The 23,289-nt window shown below is 72.3% G+C and carries 23 protein-coding genes and 1 pseudogene; 13 read left to right on the top strand and 11 right to left on the bottom strand.

Annotated features, from left to right (window positions below):
• Window positions 1-2: 2 nt before the first annotated feature.
• Window positions 3-533: pseudogene (locus AB0M93_RS44080) on the bottom strand (hypothetical protein); the annotation flags it as partial.
• Between the two features lie 122 nt (window positions 534-655).
• Here AB0M93_RS44080 and AB0M93_RS44075 point away from each other — a divergent pair.
• Window positions 656-2,287, top strand: coding sequence for a glycoside hydrolase family 13 protein (locus AB0M93_RS44075; RefSeq protein WP_364285999.1), 1,632 nt, complete (start codon window positions 656-658; stop codon window positions 2,285-2,287).
• Between the two features lie 74 nt (window positions 2,288-2,361).
• Here AB0M93_RS44075 and AB0M93_RS44070 read toward each other — a convergent pair whose 3' ends face one another.
• A complete protein-coding gene (locus AB0M93_RS44070) occupies window positions 2,362-2,652 on the bottom strand; it encodes a winged helix-turn-helix domain-containing protein (protein WP_364285998.1) in 291 nt (96 codons plus the stop codon).
• 185 nt (window positions 2,653-2,837) lie between these two features.
• Between AB0M93_RS44070 and AB0M93_RS44065 the strand changes: the two genes are divergently transcribed.
• From AB0M93_RS44065 to AB0M93_RS44055, 3 genes are all read left to right on the top strand, one after another.
• Window positions 2,838-3,770 (top strand): TerC family protein, encoded by a 933-nt coding sequence (locus tag AB0M93_RS44065; RefSeq protein ID WP_364285996.1) that lies wholly within the window; start codon window positions 2,838-2,840, stop codon window positions 3,768-3,770.
• Window positions 3,771-4,007: 237 nt separating this feature from the next.
• The gene (locus AB0M93_RS44060) at window positions 4,008-4,664 is read left to right on the top strand and encodes a DedA family protein (RefSeq protein WP_364285994.1); all 657 of its coding nucleotides are present in this window, start codon (window positions 4,008-4,010) and stop codon (window positions 4,662-4,664) included.
• Window positions 4,665-4,689: 25 nt separating this feature from the next.
• Window positions 4,690-4,863 (top strand): hypothetical protein, encoded by a 174-nt coding sequence (locus tag AB0M93_RS44055; protein WP_364285992.1) that lies wholly within the window; start codon window positions 4,690-4,692, stop codon window positions 4,861-4,863.
• Here AB0M93_RS44055 and AB0M93_RS44050 read toward each other — a convergent pair.
• A complete protein-coding gene (locus AB0M93_RS44050) occupies window positions 4,857-5,792 on the bottom strand; it encodes an RNA polymerase subunit sigma-70 (RefSeq protein ID WP_364285990.1) in 936 nt (311 codons plus the stop codon). The genes AB0M93_RS44055 and AB0M93_RS44050 overlap by 7 nt on opposite strands.
• 31 nt (window positions 5,793-5,823) lie before the next feature.
• Entirely contained in the window at window positions 5,824-6,609 is a 786-nt protein-coding gene (locus AB0M93_RS44045; protein WP_364285988.1) for an isocitrate lyase/phosphoenolpyruvate mutase family protein, read from the bottom strand.
• A gap of 29 nt (window positions 6,610-6,638) precedes the next feature.
• Between AB0M93_RS44045 and AB0M93_RS44040 the strand changes: the two genes are divergently transcribed.
• On the top strand, window positions 6,639-6,824 hold the full coding sequence (locus AB0M93_RS44040; protein WP_364285986.1) for a hypothetical protein: 186 nt from the start codon (window positions 6,639-6,641) through the stop codon (window positions 6,822-6,824).
• Between the two features lie 100 nt (window positions 6,825-6,924).
• On the opposite strand, the gene AB0M93_RS44035 is transcribed toward AB0M93_RS44040, so the two are convergent.
• Window positions 6,925-9,228, bottom strand: a complete 2,304-nt coding sequence (locus AB0M93_RS44035) for a helix-turn-helix domain-containing protein (protein ID WP_364285984.1) — start codon at window positions 9,226-9,228, stop codon at window positions 6,925-6,927.
• 148 nt (window positions 9,229-9,376) lie between these two features.
• Here AB0M93_RS44035 and AB0M93_RS44030 point away from each other — a divergent pair, with 148 nt between their 5' ends.
• Window positions 9,377-10,441, top strand: a complete 1,065-nt coding sequence (locus AB0M93_RS44030) for an alpha/beta hydrolase-fold protein (protein ID WP_364285982.1) — start codon at window positions 9,377-9,379, stop codon at window positions 10,439-10,441.
• Window positions 10,442-10,504: 63 nt separating this feature from the next.
• Window positions 10,505-10,855: a hypothetical protein gene (locus AB0M93_RS44025; RefSeq protein ID WP_364285980.1), complete on the top strand. Its 351-nt coding sequence runs from the start codon at window positions 10,505-10,507 to the stop codon at window positions 10,853-10,855.
• A 54-nt stretch (window positions 10,856-10,909) separates the two neighbouring features.
• On the opposite strand, the gene AB0M93_RS44020 is transcribed toward AB0M93_RS44025, so the two are convergent.
• The 4 genes from AB0M93_RS44020 to AB0M93_RS44005 all read right to left on the bottom strand — a co-directional run bounded on the left by AB0M93_RS44020 (window position 10,910) and on the right by AB0M93_RS44005 (window position 13,555).
• Window positions 10,910-11,578, bottom strand: coding sequence for a hypothetical protein (locus tag AB0M93_RS44020; RefSeq protein WP_364285978.1), 669 nt, complete (start codon window positions 11,576-11,578; stop codon window positions 10,910-10,912).
• A gap of 6 nt (window positions 11,579-11,584) precedes the next feature.
• The gene (locus AB0M93_RS44015) at window positions 11,585-11,956 is read right to left on the bottom strand and encodes a hypothetical protein (RefSeq protein WP_364286103.1); all 372 of its coding nucleotides are present in this window, start codon (window positions 11,954-11,956) and stop codon (window positions 11,585-11,587) included.
• Window positions 11,957-11,996: 40 nt separating this feature from the next.
• The gene (locus AB0M93_RS44010) at window positions 11,997-12,365 is read right to left on the bottom strand and encodes a roadblock/LC7 domain-containing protein (protein ID WP_364285976.1); all 369 of its coding nucleotides are present in this window, start codon (window positions 12,363-12,365) and stop codon (window positions 11,997-11,999) included.
• A 587-nt stretch (window positions 12,366-12,952) separates the two neighbouring features.
• The gene (locus AB0M93_RS44005) at window positions 12,953-13,555 is read right to left on the bottom strand and encodes an AAA family ATPase (protein ID WP_364286101.1); all 603 of its coding nucleotides are present in this window, start codon (window positions 13,553-13,555) and stop codon (window positions 12,953-12,955) included.
• Window positions 13,556-13,837: 282 nt separating this feature from the next.
• Between AB0M93_RS44005 and AB0M93_RS44000 the strand changes: the two genes are divergently transcribed.
• The gene (locus AB0M93_RS44000) at window positions 13,838-14,260 is read left to right on the top strand and encodes a hypothetical protein (protein WP_364285974.1); all 423 of its coding nucleotides are present in this window, start codon (window positions 13,838-13,840) and stop codon (window positions 14,258-14,260) included.
• Here the strand turns inward: AB0M93_RS44000 and AB0M93_RS43995 are convergent.
• Window positions 14,238-16,262 carry a serine/threonine-protein kinase gene (locus tag AB0M93_RS43995; protein WP_364285972.1) on the bottom strand — a complete coding sequence of 675 codons (2,025 nt, stop codon included), beginning with the start codon at window positions 16,260-16,262 and terminating at the stop codon, window positions 14,238-14,240. The genes AB0M93_RS44000 and AB0M93_RS43995 overlap by 23 nt on opposite strands.
• Window positions 16,259-17,047, bottom strand: coding sequence for a hypothetical protein (locus AB0M93_RS43990; protein ID WP_364285970.1), 789 nt, complete (start codon window positions 17,045-17,047; stop codon window positions 16,259-16,261). The genes AB0M93_RS43995 and AB0M93_RS43990 overlap by 4 nt, the downstream gene beginning before the upstream one ends.
• Window positions 17,048-17,223: 176 nt before the next feature.
• Here AB0M93_RS43990 and AB0M93_RS43985 point away from each other — a divergent pair, with 176 nt between their 5' ends.
• The 5 genes from AB0M93_RS43985 (at window position 17,224) to AB0M93_RS43965 (ending at window position 23,165) form a co-directional block, all read left to right on the top strand.
• Complete coding sequence (locus AB0M93_RS43985) at window positions 17,224-17,991, top strand: hypothetical protein (protein WP_364285968.1); 768 nt, start codon at window positions 17,224-17,226, stop codon at window positions 17,989-17,991.
• A gap of 78 nt (window positions 17,992-18,069) precedes the next feature.
• Window positions 18,070-18,846, top strand: coding sequence for a metalloregulator ArsR/SmtB family transcription factor (locus AB0M93_RS43980; RefSeq protein WP_364285966.1), 777 nt, complete (start codon window positions 18,070-18,072; stop codon window positions 18,844-18,846).
• A gap of 198 nt (window positions 18,847-19,044) precedes the next feature.
• Window positions 19,045-20,217, top strand: coding sequence for an EfeM/EfeO family lipoprotein (locus AB0M93_RS43975; protein WP_364285964.1), 1,173 nt, complete (start codon window positions 19,045-19,047; stop codon window positions 20,215-20,217).
• 106 nt (window positions 20,218-20,323) lie between these two features.
• Entirely contained in the window at window positions 20,324-21,517 is a 1,194-nt protein-coding gene (locus AB0M93_RS43970) for a Dyp-type peroxidase (protein ID WP_364285962.1), read from the top strand.
• A gap of 28 nt (window positions 21,518-21,545) precedes the next feature.
• On the top strand, window positions 21,546-23,165 hold the full coding sequence (locus tag AB0M93_RS43965; RefSeq protein ID WP_364285960.1) for an alkaline phosphatase family protein: 1,620 nt from the start codon (window positions 21,546-21,548) through the stop codon (window positions 23,163-23,165).
• The last annotated feature ends 124 nt before the right edge of the window (window positions 23,166-23,289 follow it).

Below are 23,289 nucleotides of genomic sequence, written 5' to 3'. Positions count from 1 at the left end.
CGTCACACCCCGGCGGGTTCGGCGATCCGGCCGTCCAGCACGGCGAGCAGGTACGGCGAGAGCAGCTCGCGGAGGCTTTCGCGGCGTTCCGGCGGCAGGTGGCGGAAGCCCTGGATCGTGCCGTCGCACGCGGCCGCGCCGCACCGGCAGACGAACGGCTCGGCCATGTCGTACTCGGTGCTGGCGTAGTGGAAGGTGATCTCCGACCAGGCGGGGATCGGCCGCAGGCTCAGCACCGACCGGCCGCGGATCACGGCCGCCGGCTCGCAGGCGTGGTTCATGAACCGCCAGTAGTAGCGGTCCAGCACCTCCTCCAGCGGGCACCCGGCGGGCATGTCGACGTGGCTGTGCGCGTCGAGCTGGACGGTGAAGCGCGTCGGCGTGGCCGTCAGTTCGCCTTCGAGGGTGAACAGCAGCGCGCGGGCGGGCACCGCCTGGTTGGTGACCAGCCGGTACTCGCGGTCGTTGCGGACGACGGCTGCCCGTCGCGTGTCCTCGGCCATCCGTGACCTCCTGGGAAGTTGACCCGAACACCGGAGGCCACGTCGGCCGCGCCCGGAGAGTTCAGCTCCCCCACCCGGCCCGCTCTCAGGATCTTCTCAACGACGCTCTGGTAGCCGCGGCCCGGGCGCCGGCCGCGTGCGAGGATCGCGGGGTGCCTGCGACTTCCTCCCGCACCCCCTCGTTCTGGGACGACGCGGTCGTCTACCAGCTCTACGTCCGCTCCTTCGCCGACAGCGACGGCGACGGCGTCGGCGATCTCGGCGGGGTGATCCGGCGGCTGGACCACATCGCCGGCCTCGGCGCCGGCGCGATCTGGCTCAACCCCTGCTACCCCTCGCCGCAGGCCGACCACGGCTACGACATCGCCGACTACCGCGGCGTCAACCCCGAATACGGCAGCCTCGAGACGTTCGACCACCTGGTCGCCGAGGCACACGCCCGCGGGCTGCGGATCCTCATGGACCTGGTGCCGAACCACTGTTCGGACCGCCACCCCTGGTTCACCGCGGCGCTCGCCGCCGGCCCCGGCTCCCCCGAGCGCGCCCGGTTCGTCTTCCGCGACGGCCGCGGCGACGAGCCGCCCAACAACTGGCGGTCGGTGTTCGGCGGGCCGGCCTGGACCCGCGTCACCGAACCCGACGGCACGCCCGGCCAGTGGTACCTGCACCTGTTCGCCCGCGAGCAGCCGGACTTCGACTGGCGCCACTCCGACGTCCTGGCCGAGTTCGACGACATCCTGCGGTTCTGGTTCGACCGCGGCGTGGACGGGTTCCGCATCGACGTCTGCCACGGGCTGATCAAGGACGCGGCCCTGCGCGACTGGGACGGCGGCGGCTACAACGCCCACAGCTGGAACCAGCCGGAGGTCCACGAGATCTTCCGCCGCTGGCGCGCCCTGGCCGCGGGCTACGACCGCGACCTGCTGCTGGTCGGCGAGGTCTGGGTGCCCGACCCGGCCGACCTCGACGACTACCTCCGCCCGGACGAGCTGCACCAGGCGTTCTCGTTCGACCTGCTCCTCCAGCCGTGGGACGCGGGCGCACTGCGCGGCGCCGTCGAGCGCGCGGTGGCCCGGACGGCGGTGCACGGTGCCCCGGCGGCGTGGACGCTGGCCAACCACGACGTGCACCGGGCGGTCACCCGGTACGGCATCGTCCGCCCCGAGCCGGCGCCGGTGAGCAACGACGCGTTCGCCGCCCTGATGCGCCCCCGCGGCGAGGTCGACGTCAAGCTGGGCGAGCGGCGGGCCCGGGCCGCGTTGCTCCTGGTGCTGGCCCTGCCCGGCTCGGTGTTCCTGTACCAGGGCGAGGAACTCGGCCTGCCCGAGGTGCTCGACCTGCCCGACGACGCTCGCGAGGACCCGGTGTTCCACCGCAGCGGCGGCCGGGAGAAGGGCCGCGACGGCTGCCGCGTCCCGCTGCCCTGGTCGGCGGCCGCCCCGGCGTTCGGCTTCAGCACGGGCACGCCGTGGCTGCCCCAGCCGGAGTGGTTCGCCGGTTACGCGGCGGACGTCCAGGACGAAACGTCGACGCTGCACCTCTACCGCCGCGCGATCCGGGCGCGGCGCGAGCTCGGGCTGGGCGCGCCCGGCGACGTGGAGTGGCTCGAGACGGGCGAGGCCACGGTGCTCGCGTTCCGGCGCGGCGAGCTGGTGTGCGTGGTCAACACCGGGCCGACGGACTTCACGCCGCCCGCGGAGTGGGGTGCGGCCGTGCTGCAGAGCGCCGAGCCCGGCATCGTGGCCGCGGACACCGCGGCTTGGCTGCGGCCGGCCGGCTCGTAGGCCGGGGTTCACTCACCGAGTGGTCTTGCGGGCGCCCTGCGCACCGGTGGGGCGAGCCGGTGCCCTGGCGGCGGTCACGCGTCGGGGGCGGGCTCCAGGCCCAGCGCCGCCACCAAATCGGCCACCCGGTGGTGCGCCTCCAGCGGGTGGCGCAGCCGGCCCTCGGGGTGGATGCGGTAGTGGTTCCGCCGTCCGACGCGCTCGCGTTCGAGGTAGCCCCCGGCGATGAGGTCGCCCAGGATGAGCTGCACGCCGCGCTCGGTGATCCCGACCCGCTCGGCGATGTCGTGCAGGGTCCGGTCCGGATCCGCGGCCACGCACAGCAGAACGTGCGCGTGGTTGCTGAGGAACGTCCACGAAGCCATACCGGCCACAGTAGACGTCCGAACTTGACAGACGAAGTGGAGTTCGTCATTCTGGTGGCAGCGGAGGGGAGTACCCGCCCGGTCCGGCATCGTCAATCCGGCTGCCCCAGAGCAGTCCGGTGCCGGCGTCACCTTCGGGTGACCGGGGAGACCTCCGGTTCGTCACCGAACCGGAGGAGTGTGTCGTGACCGTCCCGCTGTGGGCCTGGGCCGCCGTGCTCGGCGTCATCCTGGCCATGCTCGCCATCGACCTGGCCGCACACCGCAAGGCGTCCGTCGTCGGCGTCCGCGAAGCCCTCGCCTGGTCCGGCGTGTGGGTCGCGCTGGGGCTCGCCTTCGGCGCGGTGGTCTGGTGGATCTGGGGCGCGGAGTTCGCCGGCCAGTACTTCGCCGGCTACGTCATCGAGAAGTCCCTCGCGGTCGACAACGTCTTCGTGTTCGCGATCATCTTCGGCTACTTCGCCGTCCCGCGCGAGTACCAGCACCGCATCCTGTTCTACGGCGTCGTCGGCGCACTGGTGTTCCGCGCGGTGTTCATCGCGGCGGGCTCGGCCCTCATCGCGAGCTTCGCCTGGATCCTCTACGTGTTCGGCGCGTTCCTCGTCCTCACCGGCATCCGGATGGCCCTGCACCGGGACGAAACGGTCGACTACGGGAACAACCCGGTGCTGCGCGTGTTCCGCCGCATCGTCCCCTCGACCGACGGCGACCACGGCGGCAAGTTCCTCGTGCGCCTCGGCGGCCGCTGGGTGGCGACGCCGCTGCTCGCGGTCCTGGTGCTGATCGAGGTCACCGACGTCGTCTTCGCGGTCGACTCGATCCCGGCGATCTTCGCGGTGACCCAGGAACCGTTCCTGGTGTTCACGTCGAACGCGTTCGCGGTACTGGGGCTGCGGGCGATGTACTTCCTGCTCGCCGACGTCATGCACCGGTTCGTGTACCTCAAGCTCGGCTTGGCCCTGGTGCTGGTCTGGGTGGGCGTGAAGATGCTGCTGCTGGACATCTGGAAGATCCCGACGGCCCTGTCACTGGGCGTGGTGGGCGCCATCCTCGCGACGGCGGTCGCCGCCAGCCTGATCCGGACCCGCACGGCGGTCCCACGGAAGGAAATCCGATGAAAGCGTTGACGAAAGCCCGCAGCGGGGTGATTTGTCCTTAATGGATGGTGGCGGCCTTGCCCGGCGAGGCCACCTTGCCGAGGCACGGATTCGGCCGCGGCCGAGCGCACCCTGGCCGCCACGCCCGGCAAGCCGGACTCGGCCGCAAGCCCGCGAGCCGGCCCGGCCGATCCGTCCCGAAAGGACGTCAGACCGCAACTCCGCGAACCGGCCCGATCCCCGTCCCGAAAGGACGTCATGACCGCAGCCCCGGCCCCACCGGCCACCGAAGAGCTCACCGGGGTGGCCGGGTGGGCCGCCGGGCTCATGGAGTCGCTCGGCGGGCCCGGAGCCGCCCTCGTCGTCGGGCTCGACAACCTCTTCCCGCCCCTGCCCAGCGAACTCGTTCTCCCGCTCGCCGGCTTCGCCGCCGGGCGCGGTGCCTTCGGGTTCGGCTCCGCCCTCTTCTGGACCACCTTCGGTTCCGTGGCCGGGGCCGTCGTCGTCTACCTGCTCGGCCGCCGGCTCGGCCACGAGCGCACCCGGCGGCTCGTGAGCCGGCTGCCGCTGGTCGGGGGCGGCGACTTCGACCGGGCCGCCGCCTGGTTCGCGCGGCACGGCGGCAAAGCCGTCTTCGTCGGCCGCATGGTTCCCGTCTTCCGGAGCTTCATCTCCGTGCCCGCCGGCGTCGAACGGATGCCGTTCTGGCGCTTTCTGCTCTGCACCACCGCCGGCAGCCTGATCTGGAACACCGGTTTCGTCGGCGCGGGCTACCTGCTCGGCGAGCACTGGCCGCGGGTCGAGCGGTACGCGTCGATCTTCCAGTACGTGGTTTTCGCGGCGATCGCCGTCGCCGCAGGCGTGTTCGTCGTCCGCCGGGTCCGCGCGCGGCGGCCCGTTCAGGGTCCGGTATGACCGAAGCCGCCGCCCTGGGTGCCCTGTGCCTGGCCGGCGGCTTCGCCGACGTGAGCGCGCACCGCTGCCCATCCTCAGCGTCGGCGCCGCGGCGCTCGGCTGGCTGCCGCTCGACGCCGCCCTGTTCAAGCTGCTGCTGTTCGTCGTCGAGATGGCGATCGCGCTCGCCGTCGTGGCGGTGAAGCTGCTCGCTCACTGAGCCGGCAGGCCGGCGGCCGTGACGAGCCGGGGGTCGTGGAACTTCACCGCCCGCGAGAAGCGGCCGTCCCGCACCGTGAACACCCACAGGCCGTCGGGCCCGTCCGGCCGGTAGCTGCCCGCGGCGGGCTGGCCGTTCGCGCGGGTGGGCAGGAGCCGGGGCGCGCCGCCCGGTGCGGAGAACGCGCGCTCCAGGAACGGCAGGCACACGTCCACACCCTGGAACCACACCGGGTGCGGCACGGCTTCGAGGCTGAAGTCGTCGTGGATGACGGCCCGCAGCGCCGCGGTGTCCTCGGCCTCGAACGCGGCGATGTAGCGGCCGAGCAGCTCGTGCTCCGGGCCGGGCGGCGGCCGGTCGTCCAGGTCCAGCTCGTCGAGCCTGCTGCGGGCCCGCTGCAGCAGGCTCTTCACCGCCGGGACGCTGACGCCGAGGGTGTCCGCGATTTCGGTGGCCGGCCACGAGAGCACCTCGCGCAGCAGGAACGCCGCGCGCTGCCGCGCCGGCAGGTGCTGCAGCGCCGCGACCAGCGCCAGCCGGACCGATTCGCGCTGCACCACGACTTCGCCCGGGTCGCCGAGCACTGCGTCGGGCAGCGGCCCGAGCCACGCGATCGAGTCGTCGGCGAGGACCCGCGCGCCGGGATCGTCCGACGGCGCGCCGAGGCCGGCGGGGAGCACCCGCCGGCTCCGGTGGCTCAGCTCGCTCAGGCACGCGTTGGTCGCGATCCGGTAGAGCCACGTCTTGAGCGACGACCGCCCCTCGAACGCGGCCACCCCGCGCACGGCCTTGAGCCAGGTTTCCTGGACGACGTCTTCGGCGTCCGGGTAGGACCCGGTCATCCGGTAGCAGTGCGCGACCAGCGCCGGGCGGAGCGCGCCGAACTCGGCCTGCAGCCACTCGGCCCGGGGAATCGCTTCGGAAGACACACGTACTCCTGCTCGTCGGGGACATCGTCGGTCAAAGAGCGGAATCCCGCAGCGATTCCGGCCCGGCCGCCCTCCGCAGTTCTTCGAGGGCGCCGCGCATCGCCGCCAGGCCGCCGCGGTAGAACCGCGGCCCGTAGGACACCCTGGCGACCCCCAGCGACGCCAGGGTGTCCAGGTCCAGTGCCGGTCCCGCATTCGCGTTGACCGGCCCGGGCACCCCCTCGACCAGCCGCCGGACGTCGACGGCGGCGGACATCCCGATCGGGTACACGCAGTCCGCGCCGGCCTCCCGGTAGGCCTGGCCGCGGCGGATCGCCTCGGCCGTCCGCCCGGGTTCCGGGATTCCGCTCGGCGGCAGGAAAACGTCGATCCGGGCGTTGACCACGAGCGGGACGCCCGCCGCGTCGGCGGCCGCGCGGACGCCGGCCAGCCGGTCCGCCTGCGCCGAGACGTCCCTGAGCCCGCCCGCCCGGTGGTCGGTGTCCTCGAGGTTGCAGCCGGCGGCGCCGGCTTCGAGCAGCTCGGCCACGAGCTGCTCGGGCGCCAGGCCGTAGCCCGCCTCGGCGTCCATGGTCACCGGCACCGGCACCGCGCGGGCGATCCGCGCGACGGCGGCGAACATCTCCCGCCACGGCGCCTTTTCCCCGTCCTGGTGGCCGAGCACGTCCGCCACCGCGACGCTGGACGTCGCCACCACCGGGAACCCGGCTTCGACGACGAGCTCCGCGCTGGCCTCGTCCCAGGCGTTCGGCAGCACCAGCAGCTTCCCGTGGTGCAGCGAGCGCAGCAGCTCGGCGTGGGTCTTCAGTTCAAGCATGGTCCGGCTCCTTCGGTTCGCGCCGCGGGATGAAACAACCGGCCAGCACCCCCGCGGCGGCGAGGACAGCGCTGACCACGGCGGCGGCGGTGAACCCGTCGGTGAAGGCGCCCGGCAGGAAACCCCTCGGCGACGGCCCCGCCGAGCAGCGGCCCGAGGGGCACCGCCACCCCGCTGCCGCGTCCCCGGCGCGGCCGGCGGGGGTGAAGTCCTGATGCCCAACGATGTCTCCTCGTGCTCCGGTCACCGGCGGTCCGCCGCTTCCGAAGACGTAGACACCGCGCGACGCCCGGAGGAATCGGTGCGCGGGAAAACTCAGCTCGGCGCCGGTTCCGGGGCCCGTTCCGCCGGGCCGCCGGCCGTCCTGGCCAGGTGGTCCTGCAGCCGGGCGTGGCGGAACTGGTAGACCGCGCCCGCCTGGCGGAGGATCCCGCGGCGGTAGGCGTCCTCGAGGAACGCCGCCGTCGCCCACGGCAGCCGGCCGGTCAGCGGCAGCCACACCCGGCTCACCACCAGCCACTGGCCCCACGCGGTGAAGGCGAACACGTACGCCACCGCCCCGCCGGCACCGCCGATCACGCCGACGGCCAGGCCGCCCGAGAGCGTCCAGACCAGCGGCCCGACGACGTCCTGCAGGAGCTCGACCACGATCCGGCCGCCGGCCGCGATGGCCAGGGCCAGCAGCGGCCCGAACGCCAGCACCTGGCGCAGCACCGTCGTGCGGTTGGCGCGCAGCAGCGTCGCCGGGCTGACCGCCGAGCTGATGTCGAGCGGTGTCTCCAGCACGGCGACGAGCCCGAACGTCGCCCCGGCGGCGAGGCCGAACACGAGCCCGCTCACCAGCGTGTTGACCAGCGCCGTCTCCACCAGGACGCCGAGCTCGGGCGCGACGCCGGTCGCCGCGGCGCGGGAAAGGACGGTCACCGGGCCGTAGCCGAGCCCGACGACGAACCCGCCCAGCAGCCCGGCGCCGAACCGGCCGGCGTAGCGGCGCAGCAGGCCGCCCTCGGGCCGGCCCGTCCGCCCGCGCAGCCGCAGCTGCATCCGGGACGGCTCGAACACCAGCCCGCCGTAGACCACCATGATCCCGTGGACCAGGCCGAACGCCAGGCCGACCACCGTGCCGACGAGCAGGCCGTCCAGCAGCCCGGCGCCCAGCCCGGGCAGGAAACCCAGCGCGGCGACGTCCACGGGCACGAAGAAGAGCCAGTCGGCGACCGCGGTGGCGAGCATGGCCGAGAGCACGACGGCGACGATGCGCGACGACCGGCGCAGCGAACCGCCGAGGCGCCACCAGGCCAGGTCGTGCGTGCCGAGCCGGTCGAGGTGGCGGGCGAGGTAGCCGAGCCAGCGGCGGGCGCGCGCGGGCTCCCACCGCGGCCGGTCCCGGTACACCGTCGGCACGAAGCTGCCCAGCAGGTGGTCTTCGACGGCTTCGGCGGTCGGGAAGCGCTCGGTGTCCAGCAGGACGGCGGGGTCCTCCCCCGGCGCGTCGCTGTACACGGTCCGCGCGAGCACGACCATCAGCGGGGTGCTGAGGACGGCGGCGAGCGCCGGGCCGGCTTCGCCGAGGACGGGGTCCCACACCGTGCCGGGGCCGCCGGCCGGCGCCGGGCGGCGGGTCGTCCGGGGCAGGTAGCCGAGCACGTCGGCCGGGGTGAGGTCGGTCAGCTCGACGCCGGCGGCCGCGGTCAGCACGTCGGTCGCCGCGACCGCCGCGGCGTACTCGGCCGGGCGGCTGGTCAGCACCAGCGGCAGGGTGGTGCCGTTCAGCGCCTCCAGCGCGGCGCGGTGCAGGCCGTCGGCGATCTCGTCGAAGCCGTCGAGCACGGGCAGGACGTACCCCGCTTCGACCAGCGCGGCGGCGAGCGTCGACCCGCCGGGTGCGGCCGCCGCCAGCCCCGGGTAGTCGCGCAGCAGGCCCTCGATCAGCCAGTCCCGCAACGCCGTCGTCCCCGGATCCCACGACCCGAGGCCGAAGAGCACCGGCACCGGGTCGCCCGCCGCGCGCCCGCGCACCTGGTCCAGGACGAACCGCAGGGTCAGGACGGTCTTGCCGGACCCGGCGCGGCCGAGCACCACCAGCCGGCCGGACGGGATCCGGCGGTAGGTCGCCGCGATCTCCCCCAGTTCGCCCGACAGGTCCAGCGGGTCCGCCGTGGCACCGGCCGGGACGCGGCGGACGTTGGCCCAGTGGTCGGTCAGCCGGGACGGCAGCGGCCGCCACCGCACCGGCAGCGGGAACGGGTCGTGGATCCGGCGCTGCTCCTCCTCCCGCTGCCACCGCCCGGCGACGGCGTGGGCGAGCCGCTCGGCCGCGTCGGCCAGCTCGCCGCGGGGCACCGGCCGCGTCACGGCTTCGGGCGGGACTTCGGGGACGTCGTCGGGCTCCGGGGTGCCGCCGGCCGCCACGGCCAGCAGCCGCCGCCGGTCCTCCGGGGCGAGACCCAGCGCGTCGGCGAGCAGCTTCACGGTGCCGAGCCGGGGGTCGGTGCCCTCGTCACGCTCGAGGCGTCCGATGGTCCGCACCGCGACCCCGGACCGCTCCGCGAGCTCGTCCTGCGTCAAACCCGCCTGCCGCCGCAGTTCCCGCAACAGCGCCCCGAACCCGCTCGTCACTTCCGCGCATCCCCCCAGCAGCGGCGTTTCGTCCCCGACGACCCTAGCGTGCCGATCGGCCATATTCGGCCGGTCCGCGTCCTGGTGCCCTGACCTGCGCGAACCGCAAGCTCACGGCGGAACAGGACACGAAAAGAGGGGATCCGCCATGGAGAGTCACCTACTGCGGACAGCGGCCCTGGTGGCCGGCTTCGCCGCCGTCTCGGCCTTCGCCGCACCGGTGGCGGCCGCCGAAACCGGGCTGCCGCACTTCGCCGACGGCTTCGGGCTGACCGTCACCGAACAACCCACCCGGGTCGACGGCCACCCCCGGACGTTCACCTTCGCCGTGCGCTCGGACCAGGTGCCGGCGCCGTCGGTGCTGCCGGGTCAGGTGCCCGGCCGGCACGTCGTCATGGTCACCTTGCCCGCGGGGTACGACGGCAGCACCCGCTACCCGGTGCTGTACGCCCTGCACGGCAACGCCGACCTGCCCAACACGCAGCGGAACCTGGACATCGCCGAGTCGGCGACGCGCTCGGCGCCGCTGATCACCGTGCAGCCCAACGGCGGCCGCAGCTGGTACTCGAACTGGGTCAACCCCGGCGCGCTCGGCACGCAGAACTGGGAGAACTTCCACCTCGGGCAGCTGATCCCGCTGATCGACGCCACCCTGCGGACGATCCCGGCGCGGACCGGCCGCGCGATCGCCGGGCATTCGATGGGCGGCTTCGGCGCGGTGCACTACGCCGAGCACCGGCCCGACCTGTTCGGCTACGTCGGCAGCTTCTCCGGCGGTCTCGACCTGCAGAACTCCGAACAGCGGGCGGCGGTCGCCGAGACCGCGCTGGACCCGGCGTCCGGCACGCCGACGACGTCGGTGGACGCGATCTTCGGGCCGCCGGTCTGGCCGTTCGACGGCATCTGGAACGCGCAGAGCCCGGCCCAGCACGTGTCGTCGCTGCGCGGCATGGGCGTGGCCCTCTACACCGGCAACGGCGGCGACCTGACCGTCGACCCGCTGCAGGCGGTCGTGGAGAACCGGGCGCGGGAGACGAACCTGGTGACCGCGGCCAACCTGACCGCCGAGGGCATCCCGTTCACCTTCGCCGACTACGGCGACGGCAGCGCGTGGGCGCCGGGCTGCACCGGCAAGCACAACCAGCAGCCGTGCCTGCAGGCCGACCTGGACCACTTCGTCGGCCTGCTCATGCAGGCGCTGCAGCACCCCTGATCTTCCGGGCCGGGCGGGGACGGGGGCCGCCCGGCCCGGATCCCGTTCGTGGAAGGAGAGCCGATGGCCGCGAACTACCGGTACTGGTGCGGCGAATGCTCGTACCGGACGCCCTGGCAGACCGAGTCGCAAGGCGCCGCGACGCAAGCCCGCCACTACGCCCAGCGGCACGCGCGGAGGGTGCCCGGCGGCCGCGTGGAGGTCCGCGCGAAACGCACCGAAGGCGGCGGGTGCGTGTGGCTCGTCGCGGCGCTGTTCCTGGTGCTGCTGCTCGCGTCGACGTGCCGCCAGGAGGCCCGCAGCGCGCCCGCGCCGTGCGCCGCTCATCCCGCGCCGCTGTCCGGCGTGGCCGCCGGTGCCTGGACGTGCCCGACGAGTTCCGGCGGCTCGGGCACCCGGAAGCCGACCACGTAGCTCGCCGGATCCTCGAGCGAGTCGGACCTCGTCGACCGGCGGCTGCGGCGACGGTCACGGCGCCACCTCCACCTCCATTCCCATGATCCGCGTGGTCCGCCGCCGCCGGAGCCAGCCGCGGGTGCCGGCGGCGTCCGGGACCTCCGCCAGGAACGCCTTGCGCTGCGCCGACGTCGCCGAGCGCCAGCGCATCGCCAGCACCGGGCGGACCGGCGCGATGTACGCCTGGACCCGTTCGTGCGCGCCGGCCAGCCGGGTCTCGTACTCGCGGTCCGGGCGGTAGGCCAGTTCCAGGTCGATCAGCGGCGCGGTGCCGCCCGCGTGGTGGTGGCAGCGCGCCAGCATCCGGGCGAGCTCGTCCATCGCGCCGCGCACGCGGCAGGGCATCTGGTCCTGCCAGCGGCCGAGGCGCGGGACCGACGCCGGGGCGGCGGTCACCTCGTCGGCGAGCACGACCAGGGCCCGGATCGCCGAGCCGGCCAGCTCGACGCGGATGCGCCGCCCGCCGGCGTCGACGAAGAAGCGCGGCACCCGGCCGGCCACGACGGTGCCCGACCGCCGCCGCACCCACTCCTCGACGGCGTCGGGCGACGGGCAGGACGACACGAACGTGAACGCCAGCTCTTCACCGGCGAGGTTCATCGTCACGGGGAACAGGGAACCGATGTCGTGCACGAACGCCGAGCCGATCACGAGTGCGGCGCGAGAGCCGCCTCCGGTCATCCCCGGCTACACCTGCAGATCCGCTTCGATGCGTTTGAGGTAGTGCCGGGCCAGCGCCAGGTTCGCCCGGTCGCGGTCCAGCACCAGGTACAGGAACAGCGAATTCCGCGTGCTCACCGAATTCAGCAGCCGGATCAGGTGGTACTGGCGGTGCAACGTGATCAGGATGTCCTCGATGGAATCGTTGAGCGCCAGCGAGGACATGACCCGCAGTTTCGACCGGACGACCTCGGTGTTCCCGGCCGCGGCGACCTCCAGGTCGAGCCAGTCGCCGCCGCCGCTGGTGCCGAGCGACATACCGCTTTCGTAGTCGACCAGCGCGACGCCGACGGCGCCGCTGATGGACATGGCTTCCTTGAGTGCCGTGTCGATGTTCATCATCGTGCTGCATCCTTTCCGTGAACGGGTGGCCGGCGTGCTACGCGGCCAGGATCGAGCCGATCCGCTCGATGACGGGCCGGGATTCGAACAGCAGGCGCCCGACGTTGAGACCCTTGTCCCCCAGCACGACCATCAGCGCGAGCCGCCCGATGGCGTAGACGGCCATGTAGCCTTCGCTGGCGAAAACGACGGTCTGGTTCAGCGTCCCCTTGCCGGTGATTTCGGCCGCCTGCCGCGCGATCCCGAGATCGGCCGCGGCGAGCGCGGAGATCTTCGCCGGATCGATGTCATCGGCGGCATCGGCAATGATCGGAATGCCGTCGACGGCGGCCAGCACTGTATCGGTCACCCCGGCGACGGTTTCCCGCAGGTTCCGCAGCTCGCCGGCGAGTGCTTCGAAATCCAAGACTTTTTCTCTCTCCTCCGAAATCGCGGAAGGCGAGCGGCGAAATAATCAACCATTCGGGTTGCGCTCCACGGCACGACCTTACCGTCACCATTACTTCCCGCCAATAATCCCCACAACCGGATTCGAATACCACTCGATCGAGTGAAACAGATTTCGCACCGTAACAGAAATGCGTGACCATGTTCATTGATCACCGAACCACGGAATTCGATGTTCGGCGTTTCCGGGCAACCGCGGGAAAGGCCACGACACGAGCCTTCGACACCCGGCCCGCAGGCGAGCGGCCCACCGCGAACGGGAGCAGCGCCGGAAGCGGCCCCCGGCCGCACACGCAGAGCAACGGAACACCAACCCCGGCAGTCGCCTGTTCGGCGGCTTGCGCGCCGGGAGCAGCGGGGGCCACATCGCTCGCCACGCTCCCGGCTCAGCTAGGCCACGGCCGGCGCAGGCCGGCCGAGCACACCACCCGACGCGAGCACCAGCCGCACGCACGAACCACGCACCCCACGCACGAGCCAAGCCCCCCCGGCCACACCCCCCCTGCCGACCCGATACGCAGCCGCATCAGCGGCCGGCACGCCGGGTCAAGGCACGCTTTCCCGCCTTGACGCGGCGTGCCGGCCGTTGAACAATCCGGCGTCCGGGTCGGTGAAACCCACTACCCGAGCCCGACCAGCCACCCCCCGATCAATCACCTGAACACTGCACCACCCGACAGGCACCCGACCACCAAGCAAAGCCTCCCGCCACCGCTCAACCCGCCGAACATGCCGGGCAAAGGACCGCGCCCGAACCACCCGCCCCCGCCCCACCTGCCCGGCCAGCGCCACGTCCGCAGGAACATCGAGAAACAGCAACCGCACCGACCGCCCACTGACCAAGCCAACGAGAGCAAGCAGCAGCCGAGTCGAAGCCCGGGTCGACGGCTCATGAACCACAACCGGCCCCGCCACCCCGACAGCGAACCCGACGATCCGCGCCCGATGCCAGGCATGCACGACCGGCCGGTACCAGCGATACGGCACCGAAGGCACCAAACCCCGCAGCCGCTCACGAACCTGGTCGGAATCGAGCACCGGCAGCCCGGCAACCGCATGCCGGAGCATGGTCGTCTTACCGGCCCCGGGCAACCCGGCCACGACAAGCAGATCCCGCGGGCCAAGCTCGATGACAGTAGGCGCGCTCATATCCCCCGAACGCGCCGCCAAAGGTAATGGTTCCTTTACCTTGATCTCACGGAACGTGACCGAAGCCCGCAGACGACCACCCGTGCACCGAACACCACCCGCCCGGACGCACCGTGGTCACACCCCGTACCGCACGTCACCCAAGAGCCTGAAAACCCCTGTCCCCCAAGGCATCCGGCGTCGGAAACCACTTCGGGTGAAGATCACCCCGTCCCCTTCCCCGCGCCCGGGAAATCCTTATCTTCAGGAGGTGACGCTCAGCCAGAACAGGGGAAACTCGTCATGACCCAGTCGCTGGAACTCCCGGTTCAGGAATTCTGTCTCGATTGGACGCTCACGGGCGGCGAAGGCGCGCGGGTCGCCGTCGCCCTCTCGGGCCAGGTGTCCCTTCTGGACAACAACCGGTTCTACAAGATCGACGGCGTCGTCTACGTCACCGAGGGTGACGCGGACATCCGTGCGGTCGGCAACCCGCGCATCTCGGTGCGCCGCAACGGCGTCGAGCAGAGCGGGCGGCAGTGGGGCTGGGAGATGTGCTCGGCGCGCAAGACCCTCGGCGCGCTGAACACGATGGAGGGCTACTTCGTCCGCACCGGCTACTGGGCGCCCGCCGACCGCGCGATCCAGCTGAGCCTGTGCGCCGAGCACGGGTGGAACCGGCGCAAGAGCTACAGCCCGCACGTCACCGTCCGGATGGTCGACTGACCACAGTGGACGCCCGTCGCCGCGCCGCGGCGACGACCAGCCCGGCCGCGACGGCGCCCGCCACCGCACACCCGGCCCCGAACCCGGGCGACGGCTCGTGCACCCGCAGCACGGACACGCACAGCCACACGGCGGCGCCGAACAGGACGCCCAGCACCGGGCCGCCGACGGCCGCGCCCCGCCAGCGGTGGCCGTTGCGGATCGTGCGCAGCCCCGACTCGAGATAGGCGAGGGCGAACAGCGCCAGGATGAGACTGCCCGCGCCCATGGCGCTGGCGAGCGGGTGCTGGCTGGTGAGCAGCGTGAAGGTCTGGGTGGACGAACCCGTGCGGACGTCGGCGGTGACGGCGCCCCCGACGATCCACCGCGCGATCCCGGGCAGGGTGAGCTGCGCGGTGAAGCCGTTGCCGGCGGGCTTGGCCTGGGTGACGGCCGACCCGAGCGGAATCCCGGCGGCGGACAGGTGGAGCTCGACCGGGCCGGGATTACCGGGCCCGGTCAGCAGCAACGGCTTGCTGAGATCGACCTCGACGGGCGTGGCCACGGAAGCACCACCGAGGTTCAGCGCGGCGGACGCCTCGTGCGGCAGCCGCGCGGGATTGAGCAGGGCGAGCACGACCAGGACGATCGCGGCGGCCGCAGCCGCCAGCCGCAGCCACACCACAACGGCTTGGGAAGCGTTCGCCGCGGAATCGTCCGCACCGCCGGGCCACCCGGAACCAGCCGCACCCGAACCGGCGCCGGCTGCGTCGGCACCGCGGCCGCCCTGCCCACCGGCCCATCCGGAACCAGCCACACCCGGACCGGCACCGGCCGCATCGGCACCCCGCCCGGAACTCGCCACACCAGGACCGGCACCGGCATCGCCGCCCGGCCACCCGGCGCCGCCCGATCCCCCGGGCCGCCCGACGCCGGCCGCATCGGCACCCAGCCCGGCCTGCCCCCCGACCCATCCGGCGCCAGCCGCATCAGCACCCAGCCCGGCGTGCCCGCCGGCCCAGCCCGCGTCCGCCACTTCCGCCGGTGTTCCGACCAGCGTGGCTCCCGGCCGGGCCACCGGCCGCGTCCGGGCCTCGCCCGGCGGTGCCGGCGCGGTCGCCGAATTCAGCCCCCCGATCACCCGCGGCGTCAGGTGCAGCACCGGCACCCCGGCTCGCTCCAGCCACCCCGGTCCGTACGCCACCGTCGCCGCCGCGGCCAGGTCCGCCGCGAACGACTCCGCCTCGCGGTAGCGCGCGTCCAGTTCGCGGGCCAGGCTGCGCATCACCACCCCCGCGATCGGCGTCGGCACGCCCGCGATCGGGCGGGGGTCGGTGAACATGTGCTGGCGCATCATGCTGATCGCGCCGCGGGTGTTGTCGAACGGCAGCCGGCCCGACAGCAGCTCGTACAGCACCGTGCCCGCCGCGTACACGTCCGCCGCCGGGCTCAGGGCGTTGCCCATCGCCTGCTCCGGGGCGATGTACGCGGGCGTGCCCAGGATCTCGCCGCCGTGCGTCACCAGGGTCGCGCCCTCGCTGATCACCCTGGCGATGCCGAAGTCGGCCACCTTCACCACGCCCTGCGTGCTGAACAGCAGGTTCCGCGGCTTGACGTCGAGGTGCAGCACCCCCGCCCGGTGCGCCGCGTGCAGCCCGGCCAGCATCGCCAGCCCGATCGCGCACGCCTGCTCGCCGCTGACGCCGCCGCCGTGGAAGCGGCTGTGCACCGTGCCGCCGTCCAGGCGTTCCATCACCAGCAGGTGCTCGCGGCCGGTGCGGACGTAGTCGTACACCGGGACGATGTGCGGGTGGTCCAGGCTGGCCAGCACCCGCGCTTCGCGGTCGAAGAGCTCGCTGCTCGCCGCGTGGTTGAGCACGTCCCACGGCAGCTGCTTGATCGCGACGCTGCGCCCCAGCGTCCGGTGCACGCCGGCGAACACCACCCCCATGCCGCCTTCGCCGATCGACGCCCCGATCTCGTACTGCGGCAGGGCGGCGACCAGCTCGGCCGGTGCGCTCATCGGGTGAATTCCTGCGTGGACGGCAGCGGCAGCCGGACCGTCGTGTCACTCTCCGTCACTGCTGGCGGGGCCGGGTGCGGGGTCAGGTAGCCGAGCAGGAACGCGATCGCCGCCGCGCCCAGGACCACCGGGATCTCGACCGCCGGCTCGGGCGGCACCAGCCGCAGCACCGACAGGCTGATCACCGCGACCAGGCCGGTGCCGAACCCGGCGGGCAGGAACCGCAGGCCGCGGCGCCAGCGGTTGGGCGCCAGCCGGTGCCGGGCCAGCGCGAGCAGCGCGGTCAGCCAGGCCAGCACCGTCAGCACCAGCATCGCCAGGCCGAAGACGCCGTAGACCGACCAGAAGGAGCCGCGGACGTCGGCGACCGTCGCCGCCTCGCCGAGCGTGCCGCGCTGGGCGTCGAGCAGCTCGACCGACGACGGCAGCAGCCCGGTCGCCTGGCCGCTCAGGTCACCGAGGTCGAGCACGAACGTCCGCGACACCGACCCGCGGGGCGGCACCTCGAACGGCGCTGTCGTGTCGTAGGCGAAGAAGGTGAGGGCGAGCGCGACGCCCGAGAGCCGCACGCTGCGGACCTTCACCGGCGCGGTGCCGGTGTTGGTCGCCACGACCTGCAGCTCCACCTGGTTCGCCGGATCGATCGGGACCGTGGCGTCTTCGATCGGCCGCCGGTCGATCGACACCTGCAGCTGGAGCGAGCCGGACTCCGCCGAGGCGGGCGGCGCGCCCAGCAGCACCGCGCACAAACCCAACGCAACCCCCGCCGCGATGACACGTCCCATTGGGCATCCCCTACTTGCGTTATCCGACTGGTCCGGAATGCTACAGCGAGCACACACCGGGGAGGGACGTCCCAATGCGATTCGTGGTTCGGCTGTTTTTCGGCGCCGTGGCCGGAACGTTGCTTCTGCTCATGACCGCGGGCACGGCTGACGCACAGGTTCCGCCGTCGGTTGGTTTGAAACCGTCGACCGGACCGGCGGGCAGCTCGTTCACCATTTCCTGGAACGGTTTCCCGACCTGCCGGATCATCAATTTCTCCTGGGCGGGCAGCACTCTCGGTTCGAAGGTGGCCCCGGCGACCAGCGGGCAGTTCCCCACCGCCGTCCCGGCCGGCGCCAAGCCGGGCTCGTACACGGTCACCGCGACCTGCACGAGCCAGCCGGAGACCGCCAGCGGCACCTTCGTCGTCACCGGGACCACCCCGACCACCACGCCCCCGCCGCCGACCACCACTCCGCCGCCGGTGACGACGCAGCCGACCCGGCCACGCACCACCACGACCCCGCCCACTCCGACGACCACCACCCCGCCGGCCACCACGAGCGCGCCGCCGACCACAACCACCCCGGTCACGCCCGGCGTCCCCACGACCTCCAGCACTACGCCGAAGCCCGGTGAACTGGTGCTCGACCACCCGAGCATCAAGCCCGGCGAGACGCTCTCGGCGTCCGGGAAGGGCTGCCAGCCGGGCCGGATGGTGACGCTGACGTCGGACGGCGCCGAGGTCGGCTCCGCCATCACCGACGGCTCCGGCGCCTTCACCGCGCCGGTCGAGTTCACCCGCATCGAGGCGGGGCGGCACACCGTCGTCGCCGAGTGCGGGGTGCGCCTGACCGGCGCCGTCGACCAGGTGATCACCCGGTCGTCCGGCGCGCAGACCGGCACCCTGGTCGTCCTCGTCTTCTTCGTCCTCGCCGGCATCACGGTGATCCGCTTCCGCTGACCCCCGGTTGACATGCAGCCGCCCGGCTGCCTATCGTGAAAAGGCAGCCAAACGGCTGCATTTCTCCGGAGAGGCGCAATGGACGAGGTGTTCAAGGCGCTGGCCGACCCCAGCCGCCGCCGGCTGCTGGACCTGCTCAACGAGCGCAACGGCCAGACGCTGCGCGAGCTGTGCGCGGGGCTGACCATGGCCCGCCAGTCGGTCAGCAAGCACCTGGGGGTGCTCGAAGCCGCCGGATTGGTCACCACCACCTGGCGCGGCCGGGAAAAGCTGCACCACCTCGACGCCGCGCCGATCAACGCGATCGCCGAGCGCTGGATGACCCGCTACGACCGGCGGCGGGCCGGCGCGCTGGCCGACCTGAAACGAGCTTTGGAGTCCGCACCGATGAACGAATTCGCCTACACCACCTACATCAACACGACCCCGGAAAAGCTGTGGCAAGCGCTTACCGATCCGGCGTTCACCCGCCAGTACTGGGGCGTTTCCTTCGAAACCGACTGGAAGCCGGGCTCGCCGATGGCCTGGACCGAGAACGGCGCGAAAACGGAAGACCCCGGGCAGGTCGTCCTGGAATCGGACCCGTACCGCAAGCTGTCGTACACCTGGCACACCTTCACCGCGGACTGGGCGAACGGAAACGGAATCGACGCGGAAACGCTCGCCAAACTGCAACGGGAAAGCCGCACGAAAGTCACGTTCACCCTCGAACCGCAGGGCGAAATGGTGAAGCTGACCGTGCTGCACGACGGCTTCGACGACGACAGCACGACGCTGGCGATGTGCAGCCAGGGCTGGCCCGCGCTGCTGTCCAGCCTGAAGACGCTGCTCGAGACCGGTGTCCCGCTGCCGTGACCTGGCCAAATCGGTCGAACTTCTCGAACACGACAGATCTGGCACAGGGAAACGTCTGGATTCTCCCTCTTTTGCAGACAGCCGGCTGAAGTCCGGGTGAACTTCCCTCTTTCGATCGGATCCGATGCGGTTTTCCGGGCGATAGGCTCGCATAATCCGTGACCGATGATGGTCCGATCGAGTGACGGGAGAGTGCGCGTGCCGGGGTCAGTACGTGCTCGCTGGATCGTGGGCGCGGTGGTGCTGCTCGCCGCCGGCGCGGGCGCCGTCGTGGCGTTCCTGCCGGGCAGCGCGGCCGCCGGTGACCCCGAGATCGCGGTCTCGCGCTCGGCGTGCGGCACCGGCTGGGCGGACCCGAAGCCCGGGCCGCAGACGTTCCGGCTGCACAACACCGGGTCGGTGACCGCCGAGGTCGACCTGATCGACCCGGCGACCGGCGTGATCTACGGCGAGGTCGAGGGCCTCGGCCCGGCGACGACCCGGCCGCTGCAGGTCAACCTGGGCAACGGCAGCTACGCGTTCCGCTGCCTGCCCGAGGACGCCGCCGCGATCGTCGGCCCGGCCGTGCAGGTCACCGGCGGGGCCGAGCGGACCGGGCCGGGCGTCGCGCCGGTGACGCACGACGACCTGCTCGGCCCGCTCAAGGCGTACCAGCAGCACGTCACGACGGGCCTCGCCGAGCTGGTCGCGAACACCGGCGCGCTGAAGGACACGATCCACGGCGGCGACCGCGCGGCGAGCCAGGCGGCGTGGCTGACGGCCCACCTGACGTACGAGCGGCTCGGGGCGGCGTACGACGCGTTCGGCGACTCCGACGGCGCGCTCAACGGAACGGCCGACGGCCTCCCGGACGGCCCGGCGGACCCGGGATTCACCGGCTTCCACCGCCTGGAGCAGGGCCTTTGGCACGGCGAGGACCTGGGCGCGCTCGCCGCGGCCGCCGACCGGCTCGACACCGACGCCCACGCGCTGCAGACGTCCTTCGCCACCAGCCAGGTCGACGGGAACGACCTGGGCCTGCGCGCGCACGAGATCATGGAGAACACGCTGCAGTTCGAACTGACCGCCCGCACCGACTACGGCAGCGGCACGAACCTGGCCACGGCCCGCGCCAACCTCGACGGCACCCGCGCGGTGCTGGACGTGCTGCGCCCGCTGCTGGCACCGCGGTACCCCGGCTTGTCCAAGGTGGACAGCTGGCTGAACCGGACGCAGTCCGCTTTGGACGCGGCGCACCGCCCGGACGGCACGTGGACCCGGCCGGGCGAGCTCGGCCGTCCGGAGCGGCAGAAGCTGAACGCGGACGTGAGCGAGCTGACCGAACTCCTGGCCCCGATCGCGGCGATCGCCGAGCCGAGGAGGACCTCGTGACGAGCGCACCCCGCGAGCACGGGCACCCGCCGCGCCGCCACCAAGCCGAGAAGCACCGGGCCGCCTGCCCGAACCGGGCCGCCACCACCCAGCCGAGGAGGACCTCGTGACCGGCCTCCCCCGCCGTTCCTTCCTCCGCCGGGCCGCCATGGGCGCCGGGTTCACCGTGGCCGCCGGGGCCGGGCTGGGCGCTTCCGCCGCCGTCACCGACAGCACCTCTCCCGTTCCATTTTACGGCCGGAACCAGGCCGCCATCCTGCGCAAGCCGCCGACCCAGACCATCGTCGCCTCCTTCGACGCCGTGGCCGCGTCCAAGGCCGAACTGACCGAGCTCTTCCGCGCCATCACCGACCGGGCCCGGTTCCTCACCGGCGGCGGGGCCCCCGCCTCCCTCGGGATCACCGCGCCGCCGGCCGACTCCGGCGTGCTCGGGCCCGTCGTGCCCGGCGGGGACCTCGGCGTCATCCTCGGTGTCGGCGCCGGCCTGTTCGACGACCGGTACGGGCTCGCGAAACTCAAGCCCGCCAAGCTGAAGCCGATGACGACGTTCCCGAACGACGCCCTCGACCCCGCGCAGTGCCACGGCGACCTCAGCCTCGTGCTGTCCGCGAACTCCACCGACACCGTCCTGCACGCGCTGCGGGACATCGCCCGCGCCACGCGCGGTGGCATGCAGCTGCGCTGGAAGCTCAACGGCTTCAGCTCGCCGCCGCGACCCGAGGGCACCCCGCGGAACCTGATGGGGTTCAAGGACGGCACCGCGAACCCCACCGGCTCCGAAGTGGACAGTCTGGTGTGGACGCAGGGCGAGCCCGCGTGGGCCGCGGGCGGCAGCTACCAGGTCATCCGGCTGATCCGGATGCTGGTGGAGTTCTGGGACCGGGTCTCGCTGGCCGAGCAGGAGAACATGTTCGGCCGCCGCCGCGACACCGGCGCCCCGCTCGACGGCACCGCGGAGACCGACGTCCCCCGCTACGCCGACGACCCGATCGGCACCGTCATCCCGCTGACCAGCCACATCCGGAAGGCGAACCCGCGCACGCCGGAGACCGACGCCAGCCGGATCCTGCGCCGCGCGGTCAACTACGACCGCGGCGTCGACAGCAACGGCAACCTGGACATGGGCCTGCTGTTCGTCTGCTACCAGCAGGACCTCGAGCGCCAGTTCGAGGCGGTCCAGACGCGGCTGGCCGGCGAACCCCTGACCGACTACATCTCCCCGTTCGGCGGCGGCTACTTCTTCGCGCTGCCGGGTGTCACCGGCCCGGACGACCACTTCGGGCGCTCCCTGCTCGCTTGAGCGAACCCCACCACGAAAGGAATCCACAGTGGACACCAGAACCCGCCGGCGACGGCGTGGCCTGCTCGGCGCCGGGGCCCTCGCCTCGGTGGCCGTCCTGGCCGTCGCCACCGGCTCCGCGGCGAGCACCGCGGACGCCCAGCCGCTGCACCCCTTTCCCGCGCAGTGGATCCCGACGGCCACCCCGATCAAGCACGTCGTGGTGATCTTCGGCGAGAACATCTCGTTCGACCACTACTTCGGCACCTACCCGGACGCGGCCAACACCGACGGCACGCCGTTCACCGCCGCGCACGGCACCCCGAAGGTCAACGGCCTGGACCACAAGCTCCTGACCGCCAACCCGAACGCGTACAACCCGAAGCGGCTGACGCACGAGCAGGCGATGACCTGCGACCAGAACCACAACTACGGCGCCGAGCAGGCCGCGTTCGACGGCGGCAAGATGGACAAGTTCGTCGAGAAGACCGAGACGGACAAGTGCACCGGCCAGCCGATCCTGTTCGGCGAGCCCGGCCTGGTCATGGACTACTACGACGGCAACACCGTCACGGGCATGTGGAACTACGCCCAGCACTACGCGATGAGCGACAACTCGTTCAACACGGTCTTCGGCCCGTCGACGCCGGGTGCGCTCAACCTGATTTCGGGCCAGACGCACGGCGCCCAGGCCGTCGACCCGGTGACGCACAAGCCGGTCAGCGACGCCTACGCGGTGCAGTCGCCGGACGCGAACGGCGTCGGCACGGTGATCAACGACCCGGACCCGGCGTGGGACGACTGCTCGGACAAGAACCACACGAGCACGGACAACCTGGCCACGATGCAGGGCCGCAACGTCGGTGACCTGCTCAACCAGCGCCACGTGACGTGGGGCTGGTTCCAGGGCGGCTTCCGCCCGACCGGCGAGGCCAACGGGTACGCGGTCTGCGGCCAGAAGCACACGAACGTGGGCGGCAACGCGGTCGCCGACTACAGCCCGCACCACGAGCCGTTCCAGTACTACCCGTCGACGGCGAACCCGAAGCACCTGGCGCCGTCGTCGGTGCACGCGATCGGCCAGACCGACCGCGCGAACCACCAGTACGACATTTCGGACTTCGACGACGCGCTGCGGGCCGGCTCGATGCCCGCGGTCAGCTTCCTGAAGGCCCCGGAGTACCAGGACGGCCACGCGGGCTACTCGGACCCCCTGGACGAGCAGCAGTTCGTGGTCGACGAGATCAACAAGATCCAGCAGTCCCCCGACTGGCGCTCGACGGCGATCGTGCTGGCCTACGACGACTCGGACGGCTGGTACGACCACCAGAAGTCCCCGATCGTCAACGGCTCCCACGACGCCTCGCAGGACCAGGCGGTCTGCACGGCCAAGCCGACGTCGGTGGGCACGTACGCCGACCGCTGCGGCTACGGCCCGCGGCTGCCGCTGCTGGTGGTTTCGCCGTTCAGCAAGGTGAACCACGTCGACCACACGCTCACGGACCAGACGTCGATCCTGAAGTTCATCGAGGACAACTGGTTCGCCGGCCGGATCGGCGACTCGTCGTTCGACGCGCGCGCCGGATCGCTGAACGGGATGTTCGACTTCTGGTGGCCGAAGGCCCGGAAGGTCACGCTCGACCCGAAGACCGGAGCGGTGACCAAGTAGCAAGCGCCCTGCCGCAGCTGTCGTGAGTGGTAAGGCGAGTTTTTAAAAGCCGGTACAAAAACAACACCGGGGTGAGCGTTGGTCGGGGAACGGCTACAAGTCCCACGGAAAACACACCAACCAA

It is taken from the genome of Amycolatopsis sp. NPDC051102, from assembly GCF_040682815.1.
Classification (GTDB): domain Bacteria; phylum Actinomycetota; class Actinomycetes; order Mycobacteriales; family Pseudonocardiaceae; genus Amycolatopsis.
The sequence above is the reverse complement of the archived record's forward strand: the minus strand, read 5'-3'. Positions and strand labels throughout refer to the sequence as shown.